15 protein-coding genes are annotated in these 19,259 nt (G+C 71.6%); all 15 read right to left on the bottom strand.

All coding sequences use genetic code 11. The features are described 5' to 3' along the window. Positions 1–40: 40 nt before the first annotated feature. The 15 genes from AB0N02_RS13090 to AB0N02_RS13160 all read right to left on the bottom strand — a co-directional run bounded on the left by AB0N02_RS13090 (position 41) and on the right by AB0N02_RS13160 (position 18,993). The gene (locus AB0N02_RS13090) at positions 41–1,075 is read right to left on the bottom strand and encodes a hypothetical protein (RefSeq protein WP_363945479.1); all 1,035 of its coding nucleotides are present in this window, start codon (positions 1,073–1,075) and stop codon (positions 41–43) included. Further along, positions 1,072–4,839, bottom strand: a complete 3,768-nt coding sequence (locus AB0N02_RS13095; RefSeq protein ID WP_363945481.1) for an ABC transporter ATP-binding protein — start codon at positions 4,837–4,839, stop codon at positions 1,072–1,074. The genes AB0N02_RS13090 and AB0N02_RS13095 overlap by 4 nt, the downstream gene beginning before the upstream one ends. A 35-nt stretch (positions 4,840–4,874) precedes the next feature. Continuing rightward, on the bottom strand, positions 4,875–6,365 hold the full coding sequence (locus AB0N02_RS13100) for a carboxylesterase family protein (protein ID WP_363945483.1): 1,491 nt from the start codon (positions 6,363–6,365) through the stop codon (positions 4,875–4,877). Then, the gene (locus AB0N02_RS13105) at positions 6,365–7,462 is read right to left on the bottom strand and encodes a phenazine antibiotic biosynthesis protein (protein WP_363945484.1); all 1,098 of its coding nucleotides are present in this window, start codon (positions 7,460–7,462) and stop codon (positions 6,365–6,367) included. The genes AB0N02_RS13100 and AB0N02_RS13105 overlap by 1 nt, the downstream gene beginning before the upstream one ends. Further along, on the bottom strand, positions 7,459–8,727 hold the full coding sequence (locus AB0N02_RS13110; RefSeq protein ID WP_363945486.1) for a hypothetical protein: 1,269 nt from the start codon (positions 8,725–8,727) through the stop codon (positions 7,459–7,461). Before AB0N02_RS13110 ends, AB0N02_RS13105 begins: the two co-directional genes overlap by 4 nt. A 22-nt stretch (positions 8,728–8,749) precedes the next feature. Continuing rightward, positions 8,750–10,075, bottom strand: a complete 1,326-nt coding sequence (locus AB0N02_RS13115; protein WP_363945488.1) for a hypothetical protein — start codon at positions 10,073–10,075, stop codon at positions 8,750–8,752. Continuing rightward, entirely contained in the window at positions 10,072–10,662 is a 591-nt protein-coding gene (locus AB0N02_RS13120; protein ID WP_363945490.1) for a hypothetical protein, read from the bottom strand. The genes AB0N02_RS13115 and AB0N02_RS13120 overlap by 4 nt, the downstream gene beginning before the upstream one ends. After that, positions 10,659–11,300, bottom strand: a complete 642-nt coding sequence (locus tag AB0N02_RS13125; protein ID WP_363945492.1) for a class I SAM-dependent methyltransferase — start codon at positions 11,298–11,300, stop codon at positions 10,659–10,661. Before AB0N02_RS13125 ends, AB0N02_RS13120 begins: the two co-directional genes overlap by 4 nt. Before the next feature lie 18 nt (positions 11,301–11,318). After that, positions 11,319–11,840 (bottom strand): aspartyl/asparaginyl beta-hydroxylase domain-containing protein, encoded by a 522-nt coding sequence (locus AB0N02_RS13130; RefSeq protein WP_363945493.1) that lies wholly within the window; start codon positions 11,838–11,840, stop codon positions 11,319–11,321. A gap of 177 nt (positions 11,841–12,017) precedes the next feature. Beyond that, positions 12,018–13,007 (bottom strand): helix-turn-helix transcriptional regulator, encoded by a 990-nt coding sequence (locus AB0N02_RS13135; protein WP_363945495.1) that lies wholly within the window; start codon positions 13,005–13,007, stop codon positions 12,018–12,020. A gap of 639 nt (positions 13,008–13,646) precedes the next feature. Beyond that, on the bottom strand, positions 13,647–15,005 hold the full coding sequence (locus tag AB0N02_RS13140; protein WP_363945497.1) for a thymidine phosphorylase: 1,359 nt from the start codon (positions 15,003–15,005) through the stop codon (positions 13,647–13,649). Further along, a complete protein-coding gene (locus AB0N02_RS13145; protein ID WP_363945499.1) occupies positions 15,002–16,321 on the bottom strand; it encodes an aminotransferase class III-fold pyridoxal phosphate-dependent enzyme in 1,320 nt (439 codons plus the stop codon). Before AB0N02_RS13145 ends, AB0N02_RS13140 begins: the two co-directional genes overlap by 4 nt. Continuing rightward, entirely contained in the window at positions 16,300–17,457 is a 1,158-nt protein-coding gene (locus AB0N02_RS13150) for a hypothetical protein (protein WP_363945501.1), read from the bottom strand. Before AB0N02_RS13150 ends, AB0N02_RS13145 begins: the two co-directional genes overlap by 22 nt. Beyond that, positions 17,447–18,160: a hypothetical protein gene (locus tag AB0N02_RS13155; protein WP_363945503.1), complete on the bottom strand. Its 714-nt coding sequence runs from the start codon at positions 18,158–18,160 to the stop codon at positions 17,447–17,449. The genes AB0N02_RS13150 and AB0N02_RS13155 overlap by 11 nt, the downstream gene beginning before the upstream one ends. Further along, positions 18,157–18,993: a TauD/TfdA family dioxygenase gene (locus tag AB0N02_RS13160; RefSeq protein WP_363945505.1), complete on the bottom strand. Its 837-nt coding sequence runs from the start codon at positions 18,991–18,993 to the stop codon at positions 18,157–18,159. Before AB0N02_RS13160 ends, AB0N02_RS13155 begins: the two co-directional genes overlap by 4 nt. Between the last annotated feature and the right edge of the window lie 266 nt (positions 18,994–19,259).

Raw genomic sequence — 19,259 nt, forward strand, 5'->3', positions numbered from 1 at the left:
TCGTCGTCGCACCGCCCGCCGGTCACGAGGCCCGCGGGCGCTACCCCACGCACGCCCGGATGCCTTCGGCCAGGTACTCCCCGTACCGGCGGTGCGCGTCCGACGTCAGGTGGATGCCGTCGGCGAGGAAGTCGGACTCGACGACGTCCGGCCACTGGCGCACACGGTGCACCCTGCCGTCGCCCCACTTCGTCACCGTTTCCACGGCGGCGTAGTGCGTCTGGAGCATCTCTTCCGGGGTCATCCCGTTGGGTCCACGGCACCCGCTGAACCGCGGGCTCATCGGCGGCGCGAGCACCACCACCTCGCAGGCGGGAACGGAGTCGACGATGCGTTTCACGAACCCGAGCATGTTGGTGAGATAGGTGTACCGGTTCAGCGAGCCGGTGATGTAGACCATTCCCCCGACCGCCATGGTCACGTACCGCGGCCGCAGGTCGGCGATCAGATCCGCGAACACCGGCTCCATGTGCGTGCCCTTGCCCCTGGCCACCGACACCAGGTCCAGGTCGGTGCGCCACCGGCTCGACTGGACGTAGCTGGTCAACGGGGAGTTCGCCCCCATGCCCTGCGACAGCGAGCCGCCGTAGTGCACCCACCGCCGCGGGTTGGGGGCCGGCGGCGACGCCGTCACGCCCTCGTCGACCCGCAGGTCGATCAACCGGAACTGGGAGTAGAGCGGCAGCCAGATCTCGACCAGCCGCTCTCCGCCTCCCGCGTCTCCGAGGTCCAGGCAGAGGGTCTCCTCGGTCTTCGTCGCCGACAGGGCGTGCCTGCCGAGATACCGCCCGTCCACCGCCACGTCGACGGACTCCAGCTGCTCGACGTCCTCGGCGAGGTCGATGATGTTGTCCGGGCAGCGCGAGCACAGGTAGTCCATCTCGATGCGCGCCGCGTCCGTCACCAGCGTGACGGCCACCCCGGACGGCATCGCGGCACGCCCGATGCCGCCTTCCGGGAAGTACAGCCGGACCCGGTCGAAGGGCACCCGCCACGGGGCCGTCCAGCGATCGCCGTGCTGCAACGACACCGCCCCGTTGAACCTGAACTCCTTCTCGCACGTCAACGACTTCACGCCATGCCTCCTCGTCCCGGATTGATCATTGCCCCGTCACGGTCTGAGGCCGCCCACAGATCCGCGTACAGCCCGCCCGATCGCAGCAGGGCCTCGTGCCCGCCCGTCTCCAGCAGACGGCCGCGCTCGACGACGGCGATGACGTCCGCCTGCGACGCGGTCGCGAGCCGATGGGCGACCAGTACGGTCTTCCTCCCGCCCCTGGCGTCGCGCAACGCGTTGACGACGCTTCGCTCCGACTCCAGGTCCAGCGCTCCGGTCGCCTCGTCCAGCAGCAGGAGGTCGGGGTCCGACACGATCGCCCGCAGCACGGCGACCACCTGCCTCTGCCCCGCCGACAGCGCGGCCCCCCGGGGGCCGATGTCGTAGTCCAGCCCGCCGGGCAGGGAGCCGATCAGCTCCGACACGCCGAACGACCGGACGACCTCCGCGATCTCCGCCGTGGACGCGTCCGGACGGCCGAACGCGATGTTCTCGCCGACGGAACCGCTGAACAGGTGTGCCTCCTGCGGCACGATGGCGATCCGCCGTCGGTAGTCGCGCAGCGGGATCTCGTCGACGTCCACACCGCCGACGCGGATCGTCCCCCGCTGCGGGCGGTAGAACCGTGCCAGCAGCCTGACGATCGTGGACTTCCCGGCGCCCGTCGGGCCGACGACGGCGACGGACGCCCCCGGCGGGATGTCGAGGACGACGTCCAGGAGCGAGTACGGGGCGTCCTCCCGATACTTGAAGCCGACCCGGTCGAACCGGATGCCACCGCCGGCGCGCGAGGCACCGGCCGGCGTGCCACCGGCCGTCTCCTCGACCGCCTTCTCGACCGCCTTCTCGACCGCCTTCTCGGTCGGCTCCTCGGTCGCCTCCTTGGCCGCCTCCTTGGCCGCCTCCTTGGCCGCCTCCTTGGCCGCCTTCTCGGTCGGTTCCTCCGCCGGTTCCGACAGCAGCCCGTTGACGCGCCCGAGCCCCACCCTGGCCTGCTGGGCGCCGTCGTAGACCGTGGCGATCTGCTGGATCGGGTAGTACAGCATGGACAGGTACAGGATGAGGGCGGCGACGGTACCGCCGCCGCCGACCGCCCAGGGCAGTCCGTCCACCGCGGCCGGCAGCAGCACGCACAGCAGCGCCATGTCGGTGGTCAGCGCCACCAGCGGGAAGAACCACGCCGCCGCCGTCTGCCCCGCCCGGCGCTCGTCGCGGTACGCCGCCGACTTCTCCGCGAACTCCGCGACGATCCACCCGGTGCAGCGGAATGTCTGCGCCGCGCGGACCCCGTGCGCCTTCTCGTGCAGGTCGGAGTTGACGGCGGCCAGCAGCTCCCTCGCCCGCGGGTACGACCGGGAGACGATCCGCTGGAACGCGCCGCCGCCGGCCAGGACGACGACACCCGCCACCGCCAGGACCGGCCAGTAGCCGGGCGCGATCAGCACCGTCATCAGGACGACGCCGAGCACCAGCGACAGATTGACGATCAGGGACAGGAGCCCGGTCTGCAGGAACGCCGACAGCGAGTCGACGTCCGTCGTCATCCGGGTCAGCAGGCTCCCCGAGCGCACCTGGTCCGCGTAGGACAGCGGAAGGCGCTGGATGTGGCGGAAGCATCGCAGGCGGACGGCGAACAGCACGCGATCGCACACACGCGTGGTCGTCCGGACGGTTCCCCACCCCGCGATCCAGCTCACCGCGGTGATCGCGAGCCCCAGCCCGGACAACAGCCCGACCGCCGTCGCGTCACCGTCCGCCGAACGCCCGAGCACGCCGCGCGCCACCGCCGGAAGCGCCACGGCCGCGACGACCTCGATCCCGACGCACGCGATCGCCGCGACGGCCGGGGACCGGACGGGGCGCAGTGCCTGGCGGAAGCCGACCGGGCCGTCCGCCCGGCCGCTCTCGATGTCGGAGGCGGCCGGTTCGTCCACGACCGGAGGCAGAGCGGTGACGTACTTCCCGAGCACCTCGGCCGGGTCCCCCGGGCCGGCTCGCACCCGGCCGCGGCCGTCGTCCGCCGGCGGCACGTCGCGCGTGTCCCGCCCGCCGCCCGGAAGGTCGTCGGTGCCCAGTGTCGGCGTCTCCGTCTCCTCGCCCATCAGGGCCTTCAGCCGTACGGAGTGCCGCAGGAGCTCCGGGGCGTCGCCGTGCTCGACGACGCGACCGCCCTCGACGATCGCGATCCGGTCGGCGAGCGACAGCACGGCGCGCCGCCTGCCGGTCACGACGACGGTGCACCCGCGCCGGAGTCGCCGCCGCATCGCCTCCAGCACCCGCGCCTCCGTCAGGGTGTCCAGGGCGGACGTCGCGTCGTCGAGCACCAGCAGGCGCGGTGAGTTGTACAGCGCCCTGGCGAGTGCGATCCGCTGCCGTTCGCCGCCGGAGAGCCGAGCCCCGCCCTCCCCGACATGGGTCCGGTCTCCGTCCGGCATGCGGTCGAGCATCGCGTCCACGGCCGCGTCGGCGACCGCCGAGGCGAACCTGCCGTCGTCGAACGTCCGGCCGAGGAGGATGTTGTCCCTGACGGTGCCGGAGAACAGGAACGGCTCCTCCGTCACCAGGACGACGTCGGGATCGCTCCAGGTCGTCGTTCCGGAGCCGCCGACGAGCTCGACCGTGCCCGCGCCGTGCCGGTACTGTCCCTGGAGCACCAGCCCGAGGGCCGATTTCCCGGCGCCGGCCCTGCCCGCGACGCCGAGACACTCCCCCGCCGCGATCCGGAGGCTCACGCCCCGCAGCACCTCCCGCGCGTCCGGCCCGAGCGTCAGCCCGACGTCGGACAGCACCACGCCGAGACCGCCTCCGGTGCCCGTCCGGGATTCGTCGCCGGCCGCACCGGGCGCGCGGTCGGCGCCGTCGATGATCGTGTGGATCCGGTCGGCGGACGACCTGGCGAGCGCGACCGCGGAGACCACGCCGGCCAGCAGCCGGGTCAGCCCGGTCAGGGTGAGCAGGTATGTGGCGAACACGATGAACGTGCCGACGCTGATGTCCCCCCTCAGGGTCAGCATCCCGCCGACGCCGATGACCAGGACGAGCGCGAACTGCGGCAGGACGGTCAGGCACGGGCTGAACACGGCGTTCAGCCGGGCGACCCGCTGACGCCGGCCGAACAGCCCGGCGGCCAGATTCCGGAAGCGTTCCTCGATCAGGTCCTCCCGCTGGAAGACCTTGGTGACGGGGAGCCCGGCTATCGCCTCCCCGGTGAACGAGGTCAGGTCGGCGGCCGCCTGCTGGGAGAGCCAGGTGGCCGCGTAGATGCGCCGGCGGGAGCGGACCACCAGCGCGCCCGCGAGCGGGATGGTGACGAGCGTCGCCAGCGCGAGCACCGGGGAGAGGCAGAACATGATCACGATCTGGATCGCGACGTGGAGCACCGCCGCGGCCGCCTGCGGAGCCAGTGCGAGCAACGACTGGACCACCTGCAGATCGACGATCGACCTCGACACGACCTCGCCCCGCCGCAACGAGTCCTGCTTCTCACCGGAGTAGCGGCACACCGCGGACAACAGCGCCACTCGCAGGTCGTGTTCGACCCGGGTCGCCAGGTGGCTCGCCGTCGCGCGCTGGCCGAACTGGACGGCGAACCTGAGGACGGCCGCGACCGCGAGCAGGACGAGCGCACCGGTCGCGACCGCCTGGCCGGCGGACAGCCCGTCGACCACGGACCTGATCACCAGCGGCGTGGCGAGATCGATCCCGACTCCGGCGAGCGCGAGAGTCACGGTGCGGACCGCCGGCCACCTGTCGGCCGCCCACGACGTGATCAGCCGCGTCATCCACGGTGGCGACGTCCGCGACTCCGTGATCATCTCTACCGGCCCGCTGCCGCGGCGTCGTCGTCCAGGGGCCACACCGCGGTGTCCACGCTCGGCCTCCGGCCGATGCGGACGGCCCTCTCCCTGTCCCTCTCGTGCACGGGGTCGCTCTCGTACACGGGCCATGTGACGCCGCCGGTCGACGGAACCCTGCCGCTCGCGAAGTCCACGAGCGCCGACTGGACGTTCCGGGCGACCGCGACGTCCGCCTCCGACGCGCCGCCGGGAGCCGAGAGGTCGAGCAGCAGCGAGGCGAGGTCCATTCCGTGCAGCGCGCGGTCCGCGTCGGCGAAACGGTGATTCGACGGGACGTGGTCGTACACCTGGTACCAGCATCGGCCGCCGCCCGCCGCGGTCTTCGCCCGGAGCAGGTCGCGCGACGGCCGCAGGTACAGCTCGTCGTTGATGAACCCCTCGTAGTCGGTTCCGTACCGCGCCGCCGCGGTCTCCATGCCGGACCCCTGTGCCACCACCCGGGCCCCGCCGGGCATCAGGCGGTCCCACAGGCCGGCCTCGTTCGCGGTGTTGGAGACCAGAAGGTCGACCTTGCCGGACACGCCCGCCCTGATGGCCTCGATCGGCGTGCGGGACAGGTACACGCCGTCCACGACATCCCGGTAGTACACGATCTCGTGCCGTCTGAGCAGGCGCTCGTGCGCCACCTTCAGGTGCACGTTGGGGACGGAGAAGACCCGCTCGGGGTCGCCGGACAGGCCGGCGCACTCGAGAAACCGCCGGGCGAACTCGGTCGCCTCCTCTCGCGGCACCACGTTGTCGCACCCGCCGCTGTACAGCGCGGCCCGCTCGAACAGCCCGTCGGCGGGGCCGCACCCCAGGAGGGATCCGATGTTGCGCGCTCCGGCGGACTCCCCGACCAGGGTGACGCCGGCGTCGTCGCCGCCGAAGGCCGCGATGTTCTCCTTCACCCACCTCAAGGCGAGGAGCTGGTCGCGCATCCTGAGGTTCGCGGTGTCCCGCCCGGCCACGTCGTCCAGGTAGAGGTGACCCCAGCACCCCAGCCGGTAGTTCACCGTCACCACCACGACGCCGTGGTTGCGGCCGAGCACCTCCGGGCGCCGCCCCGGCATGTTCCCCGACCCCGCGACCTGCAGGCCCGGGTGGAACCAGACGAGGACGGGAAGAGCGGCGCGTCCCGGGTCCGGCGTGAACACGTTGAGGTACAGGCAGTCCTCGTGCTCCGGGTCGGCGGTGTTCGCGAAGTCGAACTCCCGCATGACGCCGGACGCCCTGTCGTAGACGGGCGCGAGCTGCCAGGAGACGCTGCCGTGGCGCAGCGCCGGCCGCACGCGTTCCCAGGGATCCGGCCGCACCGGACCGGCGAACCGGCCGCCGCCGGCCGGGAGCCCGCCGTACGGGATGCCCCGCCACGCGGCGAAACCGGACGAGGCGTACTGCACCCCGCCGACCTTCCCGGCCGTGGTCGGGCGCACCACCGGGATCTTCTGACCGTCTCGGCCGTTCGCCATCAGTAGATCCCCTCGACGACGCGGCTGCCCTCGAACTCCGGCAGCGGGACGACGTCCGCGACCGAGTCGCCCAGCCAGTCCTCGCCCCGGGACACGCGCACGGCCAGATCCCGTTCGAGGTTGTTCGGCAGGAACATGTCCCGCGTGATCGTGTGCATCAGCACCTGGCCGCGGACGCCGTACGGCACCGGCGTCCGCGTGCCCGGATCCACGACGCGGACGAACAGCTCGGGACCGGCCGGGTCGAACACCGGGAGATCGTCGAATCCCGTCGTCCGCCGGAGCAGCGCCCGGGTGCCCGTGATCGAACTCGCGTAGGTGGCGACGAAGGCGGCGTCCGGGAAGACCAGCTGCGAGTACTCGTACAGCTCCTCGCGCGTCATGCGCGCACCGCCCCACGTGATGACCCGCACCGTGGCGCGTACCAGTTCCCGCAGCTCGTCCGACCGCGCGATCCTGCGGAGCAGCGGAGGGGTCACCAGCAGGTGCCCGACGCGCTGCGTGGAGAGCACGTCCCGGGCCTGGGCCAGGACGTGCGCCGCGTAGCGGTCCTGGAGCTCCGTCCCGATCCCGGACTTCACCCACCGCGGATCGATGTCCACCTGGAGGTACAGCACGCGCAGCCGCCGCGCCCACCGCCGCTGCCAGTTGCCGGCGAGGTGGGGACCGGTCGGGAACAGCGACAACATGGTGTGCCCGGCGGCCTCCGGCACGTAGCCGCAGTACATGTCGACCAGCCGCTCGATCTGGATCCGCGACAGGATCGCCCGCTTCGGCTGGCCGGTCGTGCCGCCGGACTCCACCACGTAGGGCGGGGGTTCGTCCGCCAGCCCCCGGGGGATCAGGTCCTCGACCCTGACGTCCCGCAGCTCGTTCACGCGCGACGGGAACCGGCGCAGGTCGTCGCAGGTGCGGATGTCGGTGACCGGGTCGAAGGGCAGCGCGTCCCGGTGGCCGACCCAGAACCGCGAGCCCGTCTCCTCGTCGAAATGCCATCGGAGCATCTCCGACAGGTACTCCCGCACGTCCCGCTCGGACTCGGGAGCGGTGATCCCGCCGGACCCGGCGATCCCCGGTCGGTGCGCGTGGACGCTCACAGCCCGGCCTCCCCTCTCAGCTTCCCGGGATCGGTGTAGAAGGGCGCACCGAACCGCCGGCGGATCTCGCTCACCGTCCGCGGTCCGAGCGCCCGTTCCCTCGCCGTGACCAGGGCGTCGGCGAGTTTCTCGATCGCTCGCGGACCGGCGCCCTCGAAGGTGACCTCGTTCGAGCCGAGGCGCAGGTGCACGCCGGGCATTCCCGGCAGCGTCGAGTGCAGATTGACCCGGATGCCCACCTCGGCCAGCCTGTTCGACAGCGCGTAGGCATCCGCCGTGCCGTCCAGTTCCACCCACACCTGGTGCGTGTCGGTGTATCCGGCGCCGCTGTCGCCGTAGACCCGGAACCCCGCGTCGGCCAGCGCGCGGGCGAGCCGCCGCGCGTTGTCGTTCGTCGCCCGGGCGTATTCGCCGATGTGCTGTTCGACCTCCAGCGCGGCCAGGGCCAGCGCCAGCGTCTCCGCGAAGTGGTGGCTGCTGAGCAGGTCGAACTGCGCGGCCCGCAGCCTCTCGTCGACGTCGTCGGAGTTGGTGAAGATCACTCCCTTGTGCGGCCCGGGAAACGACTTGTGGGTCGATCCACCGAAGGCGTCGGCCCCGCACGCCAGGGGGTTCACCACGTGGCCGCCGAGCACGAGGCCGAGGTAGTGGCTGGCGTCGACGTACAGCCGCGTGCCGGGGCTCACGTCCCTCACCACGGCCGCCATCGCCCGGAAGTCCGGTGTCCTCACGCAGTTCTGCACGTCCACGTACACGAGGTCCACGTCGCCGGGTGCGAGCAGGTCCGCCAGTTCCGGCCCGCCGACCTCGCCGGTCTTGCCGCCGAGCAGGCGGGACTCGCGGCCGAGGCGCCCGAGCAGCGCCGAGGTGGCGTAGTGGCCGCCGGAGTTCTGGTCGACGCTCACCACGGCCGAACCGGGCCGCGACAGGGCGGCGATGGTGATGATCATCGCGCTCATCCCCGATATCGGGCGCACGTTGCAGTACCGCGCCGCGGCCATCCGCCGGAGCGCGTCGATCCCGAGCGCCTCGATGTGCGCGATCTCCTCCCCGCCGCGGAACTCCCAGAACAGCGGATCGCCTGCGGTGTTGAAGAAGTACCGGTTGTAGAAGTCGGAACCCAGCGGCAGCGCGGCCAGCGGGGAGATCCGGTTCTCGCTGGGCACGAGGTTGAGGGCGTGCGCGGCCCGCCGGTCGGCGTCGGCTATCGCCCTGCCCAGGGTCAGCGGGTCAACGCCCGGGGATGTCTTTCCGCTAGCTCCCACCGTCCACCTCATCACCTCAGCATCACCTCAGCGCCGAATCAAGGATGTCCATGGTGCCGACGGCGTCCGTCTCCGCGACCGAACAGTTGAACCGCACCCACGGACGCGCGCAGTCGTACAGGGCCGCCCACGGCCTGTCGCCTCCCCCGAAGATCACCGCCGGATTCAGCTTGAGTCCCAGCTCCCGGCCGACCCGGTTGCACCACGTGACGGCGCCCTCCGGTCCGTCGACCCGGACCGGCAACGGCAGGAACAGCGAATAGCCGGTTTCCGGCCGCCACGGGGCGAGATCGATCCCCGACGGCGCGAGCCGGTTCCCGTAGATCTCCAGGACCGAGTCGTAGTGCCGCGCCATGCCGAGCATGTGCCGGTCGAGGTCGTCGACGATCGGCGATTCCCACAGCACCCGCGCCAGCGGGTCCTCGGCGACCGGCAGGCCCGGCGGGACCCGGGGCGGGACCAGCGGGCGCCCCGGCGCCACGGCGCCCTTCGTCCTCGACGCCCGCGCGCACATCAGCGCGACGTACAGCGCGACGATGCCGGTGGACAACGGGTTCAGCGAGAAGCACCGCTCGAACCGGTCCGCCTCCAGGTACCGCCGGAGGCCGGGATCCCTTGTGACCAGCAGGCCCGCGCGCAGCCCGGGGATCGACAGGTCCTTGCTGGCGGTCAGCATCACGCAGCCCCTGCCGAGGTCGATGTCCCGGACCGCCTCGCGCAGGTACCGATCGTCCACACCGGACCCGGGAGTGGCCGTCGCGGACACCTGGAACACCGAATCGACGATCCGGAAGTCGTCGCCGACACCGGCGGGCAGCCGGAAACGCCGGCCGGTCACCCCGTTCGGCACGATGTCGACCAGAGCCGGCCGCGAGCCCTGCCGGGTTCCGTACAGCAGGCCGTCACCGTTGTAGTGGGCGTCGACCGGCATTTTCCACCTCCGGGCGGACTGCTCGAAGGCGTAGTAGCAGGGCAGCGGCAGGACGTATCCGTATCCGCGTCCGGCGAGGTACCCGGTGACGACGCTGATCGCCTCCGTCGCCCCGGACATGACGAACACGTCGCCCGGCCCGACGTCCGGGCGCCCCAGCCACTCCGCGACCAGCCCGCTGATCAGGCGCCGGTCGGTTCCGTCGAACTCGGTCGAGTAGTCTGTCATGCGCCGCTGCTCGAACAGCACCGAGATCATCGCCCGGATCTGCGCCACGAGGTCCGGTGAGGCCGGATACATGTTGCGGCCGTAGCCGATCTGGCGTGACGTGGAGACCCCGTGCCGGACACGCCGGTAGGCGACCACGCATTCCGTGTCGCGGATCTCCGTCATGACCTCCCCGGAACAGGTCGTCATGGGCGCCGCTCACCACTCCGGTACCGCCGGACGGCCGCGGCCGGCTTCCCGGACGCCGCCGCGATCGACGAGGCCACCCACTCCTCCGGCGCGTCCGCCTCCAGGTCGATCCAGTGGTCCACCGGTGCCTTCGGGTCATCGATGAACTCCAGGTACTCGCCCAGCCGTTCGAGCTGCCAGTTCCGCACCCGGTGGTAGTCGGGCGACTCGCGCTCGAAGAACGTGTAGGAGTCCGCCAGACGCTCGCAGTGATCCCGGGTCGACCGCAGGCCCACGACGTGGACCGCTTCTCCGTGGCCCGCGATGCCGGCCCGGATCCTGGACAGGCGCTCGCTCGAATGGATGTTCATCGGCGCCAGGACGCCGGTGCCGCCGCCACGCCGGGCGGTGTGCACGCACAACGACGTGAACAGCCCCTCCCAGACCGCGTCCTCCTGGAAGTTGTCCGGCAGGTCGTCGCGGAACTCCATCAGCGCGAATCCCAGCTGTTCTCCGTCGACGACCTCGGCGCCGCCGATCCGGCGGGCGGCCGATCGCGCGATCCGCATCCTCGGCAGCGCCCAGGGGCCCGTGATGACGGTGATCATCGGCTCACCCGGAACAGCACGTGGACGTCCTTGTCCGCGGTCACCAGTTCCGCCCTGTTGGAGATGCTCGACCACGTGGTGCGGGCGAATCCGTGCCGCGCGAACACGTCGCGGAGCACGTTCGGATGCCAGCCGCCGAAGCCGGGCAGGCTCTTTCCCACCTCCCGGTAGGCGCCGTGCGGGCGGCCGTCCCATATCGTCTCGACGGCGACCCACAGCGCGGACTCCGTCGTGTGCTCCCGCACGACGTCGGCCAGCCGGCCGGGGTTCTCGACGGTCCACAGCACGTTCCGGGAGAACACCGCGTCGTACCGGCCGTCGACGTCCTGCGCGGCGAGCGTCGAGAACGTGGCGGTGAGCCCGCCGCCGGGGCCTCCCCGGCCGAGCGCCTTTCTCCGCGCGTGCGCGATCATCCGCCTGGACGTGTCCACGCCGTGGACGTCGAATCCCAGCTCCGCCAGCAGCAACGAGTAGGTGCCCGTGCCGCAGCCGATGTCGAGGAGTCTCCCCGAGCGGATGGGATAGACCTCCGCCAGCAGCGACTTCCACGCCTCCGTCTGCTCGGCCGTCAGAGAGTTCCCCGGTGTTTCGTCATGACTTTCGGCGCGGCGGTCCCAATGCGCCACCAAGTTGCTCACGCCCCGACTCCCCCGCCCCTACTCTTGCTCGGGATCCGTCCCGAAAACCAGGTGGACGCGCATCTCGTCCCCGCCATTGAACGCGCTGTGCAGGTGCCGGGTGTCGACGTAGTACAGGTTTCCGTCGGCCGGGATGTTCAGCACCTTGTCGTGCTCGACGAACACGAACCGCGCGTGCTCGCTCGTGGTGACGGCGAGGTGGTAGCGCGGCGTCTGGTCCCGGTGCACCGAATAGCAGTACCTCGGGTCCAGCGCCATGATCCTCGTTCGGACGGGCCTGAACGGGAGCCGGTCGAACACCTCCCCCAGGTAGCCGTCCCGGAGTTCGGGATGCACCTCGGTGAAGTCGGAGTCCGCGGAGATCAACGACTGTCTCAGGCACCCCTCGTGCCACGGATCCGTCGCCCCAGGCCGGTGCTGGAGCGCGAGCTGCCGCGTGCCCTCGTAGACCAGCGGATGCCTCTCCAGCAGACTCGCCACCGATTCGCGAAGTCTGCCGGGGTCGATGTCGAGCTCGATCCTGGACGTCAGTGGTGTCACGAGGCATCCCTTCCGGTGGCCGGACGTGGCGGCGCGCGTCCCATGCCTTTCGTCATCGGTTCCTTCTGCGTGATGGATCAGCCGAATCCGCCCACGGCACGGGGGGCCGGATTCTCCCGCCGACTTGATTTTTCCGGCCCTCACAGGGCCTGTCATTGCCCTGGTGCGACCACCTGGTTAGCCGGCCGCGTCCCGGCGGAACCACTCGTCGCGGAACCTGCCCGGCGGTACGCCGTATCTGGCGCGGAACACCCGGTTGAAGTCGGAGGCCTGGGCGAACCCGTTGCGCATGCCGATCTCACGGATCGGAACCGAGCGCAGCTCCGGGTCGCACAGCTCGCGCTGGCAGGTCTCCAGCCGCCGCTGGCGGATCCAGACCGACGGCGTACTGCCCTCCACCTTGAACAACCGCTGCAGGTAGCGAATCGATATGTGATGCGCCGAGGCGATCCGGCCCGGCGTGAGGTCGGGATCGCCGAGGTTGCGGTCGATGAATCCGCGAACGCGCGTCATCAGCTCGTGCTGCTGGGTCAGCGGGCTCAGCTCGCCGGCGTCGACGAAGTGCCGCTCCAGCACCGCCGCGGCCAGGTGAAGGGCGGCGTCGCCGAACCTGGCCACCTCCGGTGCGCACAGCCGCGACGCCTGGGTGGCGGCTTCGACGAGGAAACGCCGGAGCACCGTTCCCGAGCCGGCGACGTCGCAGACCTCGTGCTGCGGCTCGTCGGCGTCCGGCAGGACCGTCGGTACCGCCGAGCCGGGAAAGACCATCACGACCGCCTCGGCCACCTGGTTCCTGAAGCGCGGACCGATGGCCAGCGGGATCCGGGTGTCGCACAGCGCCACCGCCTCGTCCCGGATGACGAGCTCGCGCCCGGCGCCCGCGACCCCGATCACGCCGAGCGAGCTCAGCACGAGGGCGTGCCGCCCGGGATCGGCCTCCAGCACGTGCGGACCGGCGCCGGCCGCGCGGAACTCTATCCGGCACACCGTGACGCTGCCCAGCTCAGTGGTGTGCAGGACCGGGCAGGCGCCGCGGGGTGCCGGGTCCTGATGCGCGGGTTCACCCGTGAGCCGCGTCGGCGTGCACACCGTCCCGCCGTCCGCCCACCTGTTCCCCCGGCAGATCCGGCCGTCCAGCGGCGCCTTCCCGCTGCTTTGCGTCGACATCGGAGATCCCCAATTCCAGCAGATGCTGCGGTTCGTCAGTCCCTCCACCGTGCGCAGTCGCGGATCAGCCCGCCGTGGCCGTCCGGGGAGTGAACCCGCGCGTCGCCGGCGAACGCCCACAGCGCGAAGAAATCTCACAAATTCAACACCGAAGACCACGTGATCTGACCCCCGAAAGTGCCCGAACATCTCGCCCGCCACTCGATATGGCATGGATCGGTGTGATAGTCACCATCCAATGCGGGATATTCGCGCACCCCGGCGCTTCAGTACCGCGTACCACGATAATATAAATTCCGGCAAACGGTCCCTTCGTTTTTGGATCCGGAGCTCGGCGGTACGTTGATCGACGGCGGATCGTCACCGCGCCCGTCGACGCCATTTCCGGGCATTTCGCCCGGCCGGATCCCCGATGACGGTCCTGGCCTGGTGGGGGCCACCGCCGCGGGTCACCGCGATCGCCGGTACGGCCTCCGCCCCCTTCCCGCCGATCTCACATCTCGTCACACACGGAAATTCCGAAAAGGCGCTTGGAATCCAAATATTCCCCCGACCCTAATCCCGGATCCGTTCCCGTATTCCGGACCGGCGCGGCGCCGGCCGCTCCGTTATGGACGATCCGGCACCGCCGGCGGATGTTCACACGACATCCTTCTGCCGCAGAACATCACCAATCACGTCTGGACGATTAGGAAGCTGCCTGGATATATCAATGCATCCCCTAACAACATCCACCAAAGACATGAGCCGGTCGAAATTGGATCCATGGAGTGTGGCGAGCGGCTCGCCCTCGGCGACGGCGTCGCCGACGCGCCGCGAGAGGACGACGCCGGCACCGTGGTCGATCGGCGCGCCGTAGGTGAGGCGACCGGCGCCGGCGCGCAGCGCGACCTCCCCGATCCGGCGCGCGGCCACCCGGGCGACGTATCCGGCCTCCGCCGCGGTCACCACGAGCCGGTACGGCGCGGTCTCCAGCCTGGACGGGTCGTCCACGACTCCGGCGTCGCCCCCCTGACGCGCCACGAAGGCACGGAACATCCGGAGGGCGGACCCGTCGGAGAGCACCTCGCGGACCCGGTCGCGGGCCTGGTCCTCGCCGACCCCCGGGTCCGCGGTCGAGATCATCAGCGCGCTGATCGTGGTCGCGAGCTCCGTCAGCCCCTCGACATGGGTGCCGGAGAGCGCCGTGATCGCCTCGCGGACCTCGAGCCCGTTGCCCACCGCGTACCCCAGCGGCTGCTCCATCGAGCTGAGGACCGCGGCCGTCGGAAGACCGAACGACCTGCCCAGCTCCAGCATCGTCCGGGCCAGCTCCGTGGCGACGGCCCGGTCCGGCAGCACGGCCCCGTCTCCGTACTTGACGTCGAGGACGACGCTGTCGCACCGGACCGCGATCTTCTTGCTCATGATGCTCGCCGCGATGAGGGGGATGCTGTCGACCGTTCCCGTGACGTCCCGCAGGGCGTACGTTATCCGGTCCCCGGGGACGAGGCTGGAGCTCTGCCCGGTCACGGCGAGCCCGAGGTCGGCGACCTGGGCCGCGAACGCGCTCCCGGACAGCTCGAGGTCGAGACCGGGGACGCTTTCGAGCTTGTCGACCGTACCGCCCATGTAGCCCAGGCCGCGCCCGGTGACCTTGCCGACGCCGACGCCGCACGCGGCGACCACCGGGGCGACGACGAGGGTGGTCTTGTCGCCGACCCCGCCGGTGCTGTGCTTGTCGGCGACGGGCCGCCCGGAACCGCTCAGGCTGAGCCGCTCCCCGCTGTCGGCGTACGCGGCCGTGAGCGCCGTGAGCTCTTCGGCCGAGAGCCCGGTGCAGGCCACGGTCGCGAGCCACGAGGCCATCTGGTAGTCGGGGACGCCGCCCGCCGTGAAGTCCCTGACCAGGCCCTCGATGTCGGCCCCGCGCATCGGCAGGCCGCGGCGCTTGTCGGTCAGGAGCCGTATGACCCGCTCGCTCGTGCCCTCCGCCCACGCGGCGCCGATCGCGTTCATCCGGCGTGCCCTCCCGCCACGGCGAACGCGCCGAGGACGCGGGAGGTGAGCTCGCGCACCCCGGCCGCGTCGATGACGAGCGGCGGGACGGCGAGGAGGGAGGACATCTGCTGGCGCAGAAGCACGCCGTGACGGCCGATCTCCTCGCGCAGCCGGGCCGCCGTGCCCGCCGACGAGCACTCGACGACGACCGTGAGCCCGAGGCCCCGGACGTCGACGACGCCGGCGTGGCCGGCGAGCCCGCCAAGCCCGCGCAGCAGCTCGGCGCCGCGGTCCCGGGCGTTGGCGACGAGTTCGTCACGCTCGATGACGTCGAGCGTCGCGAGCGCCACGGCGCACGCCGCGGCGTGGCCCGAGGTCGTGTGTCCGTACCGCAGTCCTCCGTAGACGGGGTCGGACGCGAACCCGCGGTAGACCTCGTCGGTGGTCGTCACCGCCGAGAGCGGCACATAACCGCTGGTGATCCCCTTGCTCATGACGACGACGTCCGGAGTGATCCCGCTGTGCCGGAAGCCGAACATCTCGCCGGTGCGTCCGAAGCCGGTGAAGACCTCGTCGACGACGAGGAGGACGCCACGTTCGTCGCAGAGCCGTCGCAGCCCGGCCAGGAACGACGGGTGGAACACGACGCCCCCACCGGCGTTGAGCAGCGGCTCGACGACGACGGCCGCGACCTCGCCCGCGCCGGGTTCGTCGAGGGCCCGTTCCCAGGCCCCGAGCAGCCGGTCGCAGGCCGCGGGATCGGTCAGCGCCCGGGGTTCGTCCGTCAGAGCGACCCGTGCGACGGGCACCGCGCTGGGCAGGTCGGGCAGTGCCGCCGGAAGGCCGGACAGCGACTGGCACAGCGCCGTGGATCCGTGGTAGCCACGCTCGAAGCTGACGATCCGGTGCCGTGGCTCGCCCCGGTTGGACCAGTGGTTCAGCGCGATCCGGCAGGCGGCCTCGATGCCCTCCGAGCCGCTGTTGGCGAAGAACGTCCGGGTGAGGCCGTGCCCGAGCAGACCGGCGAGCCGCTCGGCGAGCCGGCCGGACGGTTCGTGCGCCCCGAAGCTGAGGTCGACGTGGGCCAGCGTGCGGAGCTGGTCGCCGACGGCGGCGACCAGCTCCGCGCGCCCGTGCCCGCATGAGCAGTTCATCGCACCCGACGCGCCGTCGACGTACTCTCGCCCGTCGACGTCCCACAGCCGGTATCCCTCGGCCCTCGCGATCATGAGGCCGGAGCTCGGGCCGACCGGGGACCACGGGTGCCAGACATGCGCGTCGTCGCGTTCGGCGACCGCACCGGACGTCATGCTCACGCTGACCGCAGCATCCACTGCTGGAACTCCTTCGTGGTTTGGGCGTAATCGAAGCGGCCGTCGGGGGCCCGCCGCGGGAGTGGACGGGCGACCGCCTCCACGAGCGCGTCGGCGATGACCCGCGGGTCGGTCGACGGGAGGACGACGCCGCAGCCGTCACGCGCCACCTCGTCAGCCGTCGCACCGTACGGGTCGACGAGCAGCGGTATGCCGTGAAGGCGGGTGTCGCGGATCCGCAGCCGCACGCACGTGTCGTTCTCGACGCCGGGACGTCCGACGCACACCGCGGCCGCGGCCCCCCGCAGCGCCGCGTCACGTTCCCCGGGCGGGAGCGGCCGGTCGACGAGGAGGACCGCCTCCCCCAGGTCCAGCTCGGCGACGAGGCCGCGGATTCGGCCGAGGACCTCACGGGTGTCCTCGTGCGGCACGGCGTGGAGGAACGCGGCGGTCACGGGGTGGCCGATGTCGTGACACCGCCGCACCGCCCGGACGAGCGACTCCGGGTCGTAGAACGGCCAGAGCCCGCCCGTCCACACGAAGTCGGCGAGCCGCCGCGCTCGCCCGGCCGCCGCGGAGGCCGCGCTCGACGGGGCGTACCCGACGGGGACGAGCGACAGGAGGTGCGCGAGCTCGGGCGAGCGGGGTATGTCACCGGGCTCGACCCGTCCCCGCGACACGAGCGCGGCGGCCAGAGTGGCGCGCTCGACCCGTGAACGGCAGACGAAGTGGTCGGAGCGGTCCACCTGGAGCTGGAACACGCCGCGCTCGGGGGCGTAGGCGGCGACCGGGTCCGCGGCACCGGCCACACTCCGGTACTGGAGATGCTCTATGGGCGGGGTCGTCTCGGAGACGACACGGGGCCGCCCGTCGAGGGCCGCCTCCAGCCGGTCGCGCACGGGCGAGTCGAAGAAGACGACGACGTCGGCGTCCGCCACGACGTCGGTCCAGGTGCCGGGGGCGGGTGGCTCGGGAACGCGCAGCCCCCGGTCGTGGGCGTCCGCGACGTCCCCGGAGAGAAGCAGGACGTCGAAGCGTTCCGCGAACACCTCCGCCAGTTCGAGGGCGCGCAGGCCCACGCCGGTGCACCGCTCCGGCGCCACCGCGTAGGTCCCGGCGTCGACGACGACCCGAAGCCGCCCGGGGTCAGCCGACATCGCCCGGACTCGTGGCGTTGACGTAGTCCTCGACCCACTCCACCGGGGCTCCGAGCAACGGGCTCGGGTCCCGGCCCTCGGCCAGGTCGACGAGGGCGCCGTACCGTGCCGGGGGCACCGCGACGGCGACCCAGGCGGCGTTGTAGCCGGTCGGGTCCGCCGGCTTCTCCTTCGCTCGCGCGACCGTGGGCCGCCGCGAACCGACGCCCTCCACCGCGAGGGCGCCTTCGTCACCCAGCCGCTCCCGGGGCAGCCGAGCCGCCAGGACGGCGACCCCGTCCGTTCCCCGCCGGGCCAGGGCGTCGACCGGATTCGCCTTTCCGTCCCAGCCGAAGTACTGGTCGGGGAGCACGAGCAGGGTCAGGCCCGCGGCGAGGTCGAGCCCCGCCCGGATCGCGCCCGCCAGCCCGGCGCCGTGTCTCGGGGCCTGGAAGGTGAAGGCGAAGTCGGCGACGTCGGTGTACCGGTGGAGGTGAGCCACCGTGGCCGCCCGATCGGCCGCGATCGGGACGACGAGACGCGGCCGGACCTCACTGCGCCGTGCCCAGTCGAGGAAGGGGGCGAGCGCGCGATCGACGACGCTTCCCCGGGGGCCCGTCCGGTGAAGCTCCTTGGGGTACGGGGCACCGAAGCGTGCGCCCCTTCCGGCGCACGGTACGACGAGCGTCACACTCCCGGCCAACGCGCCGTTCCCGTCGCTCACGCCGCCGGGAACGGCGTCGTGTGAAGAGCGCGCACGAGGTGCCGGGGGTTCCGGGGGTCGTCCACGAACGCCTCACGGCCGTGTGAGAGGCGGTCGTTGGCGAAGATGAGGGTCTCACCGGGCCGTAGCGGCACGGAGATCCGGTAGGGGCCGTCCGAGGCGGCCTCGCGGCGCAGTACCGACAGGCCTCGTTCGAGATCGTCCTCGTGCCCCGGTCCGGGGTGCCAGCGCTCCGTCGGGCCGTCCGAGAAGCGGCACAGCGTACGGCCGCTCTCATCGACCTCGAACGCCGGGCCGACGGAGGACTCGTGGACGCCGGGGATCGTGGCGAATCGCTCGAGCACGTCTCCGGCGAGGAGCGCGTCCGCGGCCGGAGGGTCTTCGGCCCGCAGCCGGTCGAAGACCCCGCAGGCGTCGAAGAGGATCGTGCGCCCGCCGGTCACGGCCTGCCGGACGCAGTGAAGCAGGGAGGTCCGGACGGTTCCCAGAGACTCGAGCAACCCGTCGACGTGCATCGGCTGGCCGGCGTCGGTCGCGAACCCGGGGTGCGCGCTCGACGCGTCCTTGCGAATGTCGGAAAGCGGGCTGTCGAACCGGCGGCTGCGGTAGGCCTCCGGGACGAACGGCTCCCCCAGTTCGAAGGTCTCCGCCAGGAACTCCAGCGTCTCGGCGGCTCCCCTGGCCTCGCCCAGGGTGACGAACACGAACCGATATCGCCTCATCCGATCCACGACGGCCGCGCGCTCCCCGGCGGTCGGGCGGATCGAGAGACGTACGGCCCGCGTCGCGGCCTCATCGTTGAATCGCGGTGTCGAAACCGTCGGTTGGCTCATGACTCCCCTTTGACCGGCCATCACCACGGCCCACTTCATGACGTGTGCGGACATTCCCCTTCCATGACCACTCCGTCCCAGCTTGCCGTCGGCGAATACCGCTGTCATTGACAGGACACGACCGAACGATTGGCCTCCGGCGCAGAGTTGTTCGGGAGGGGCGGGAACATCGGGAGACGTCCGAGGCACAATCAAGTTCCGAAAACCACCTAATCAGGGCAGTCGACGGTGCTCCGTCCGGAAGTGGACCCCGCCCGCCCCTACGG

It is taken from the genome of Streptosporangium sp. NPDC051022 (assembly GCF_040683035.1).
GTDB lineage: Bacteria > Actinomycetota > Actinomycetes > Streptosporangiales > Streptosporangiaceae > Streptosporangium.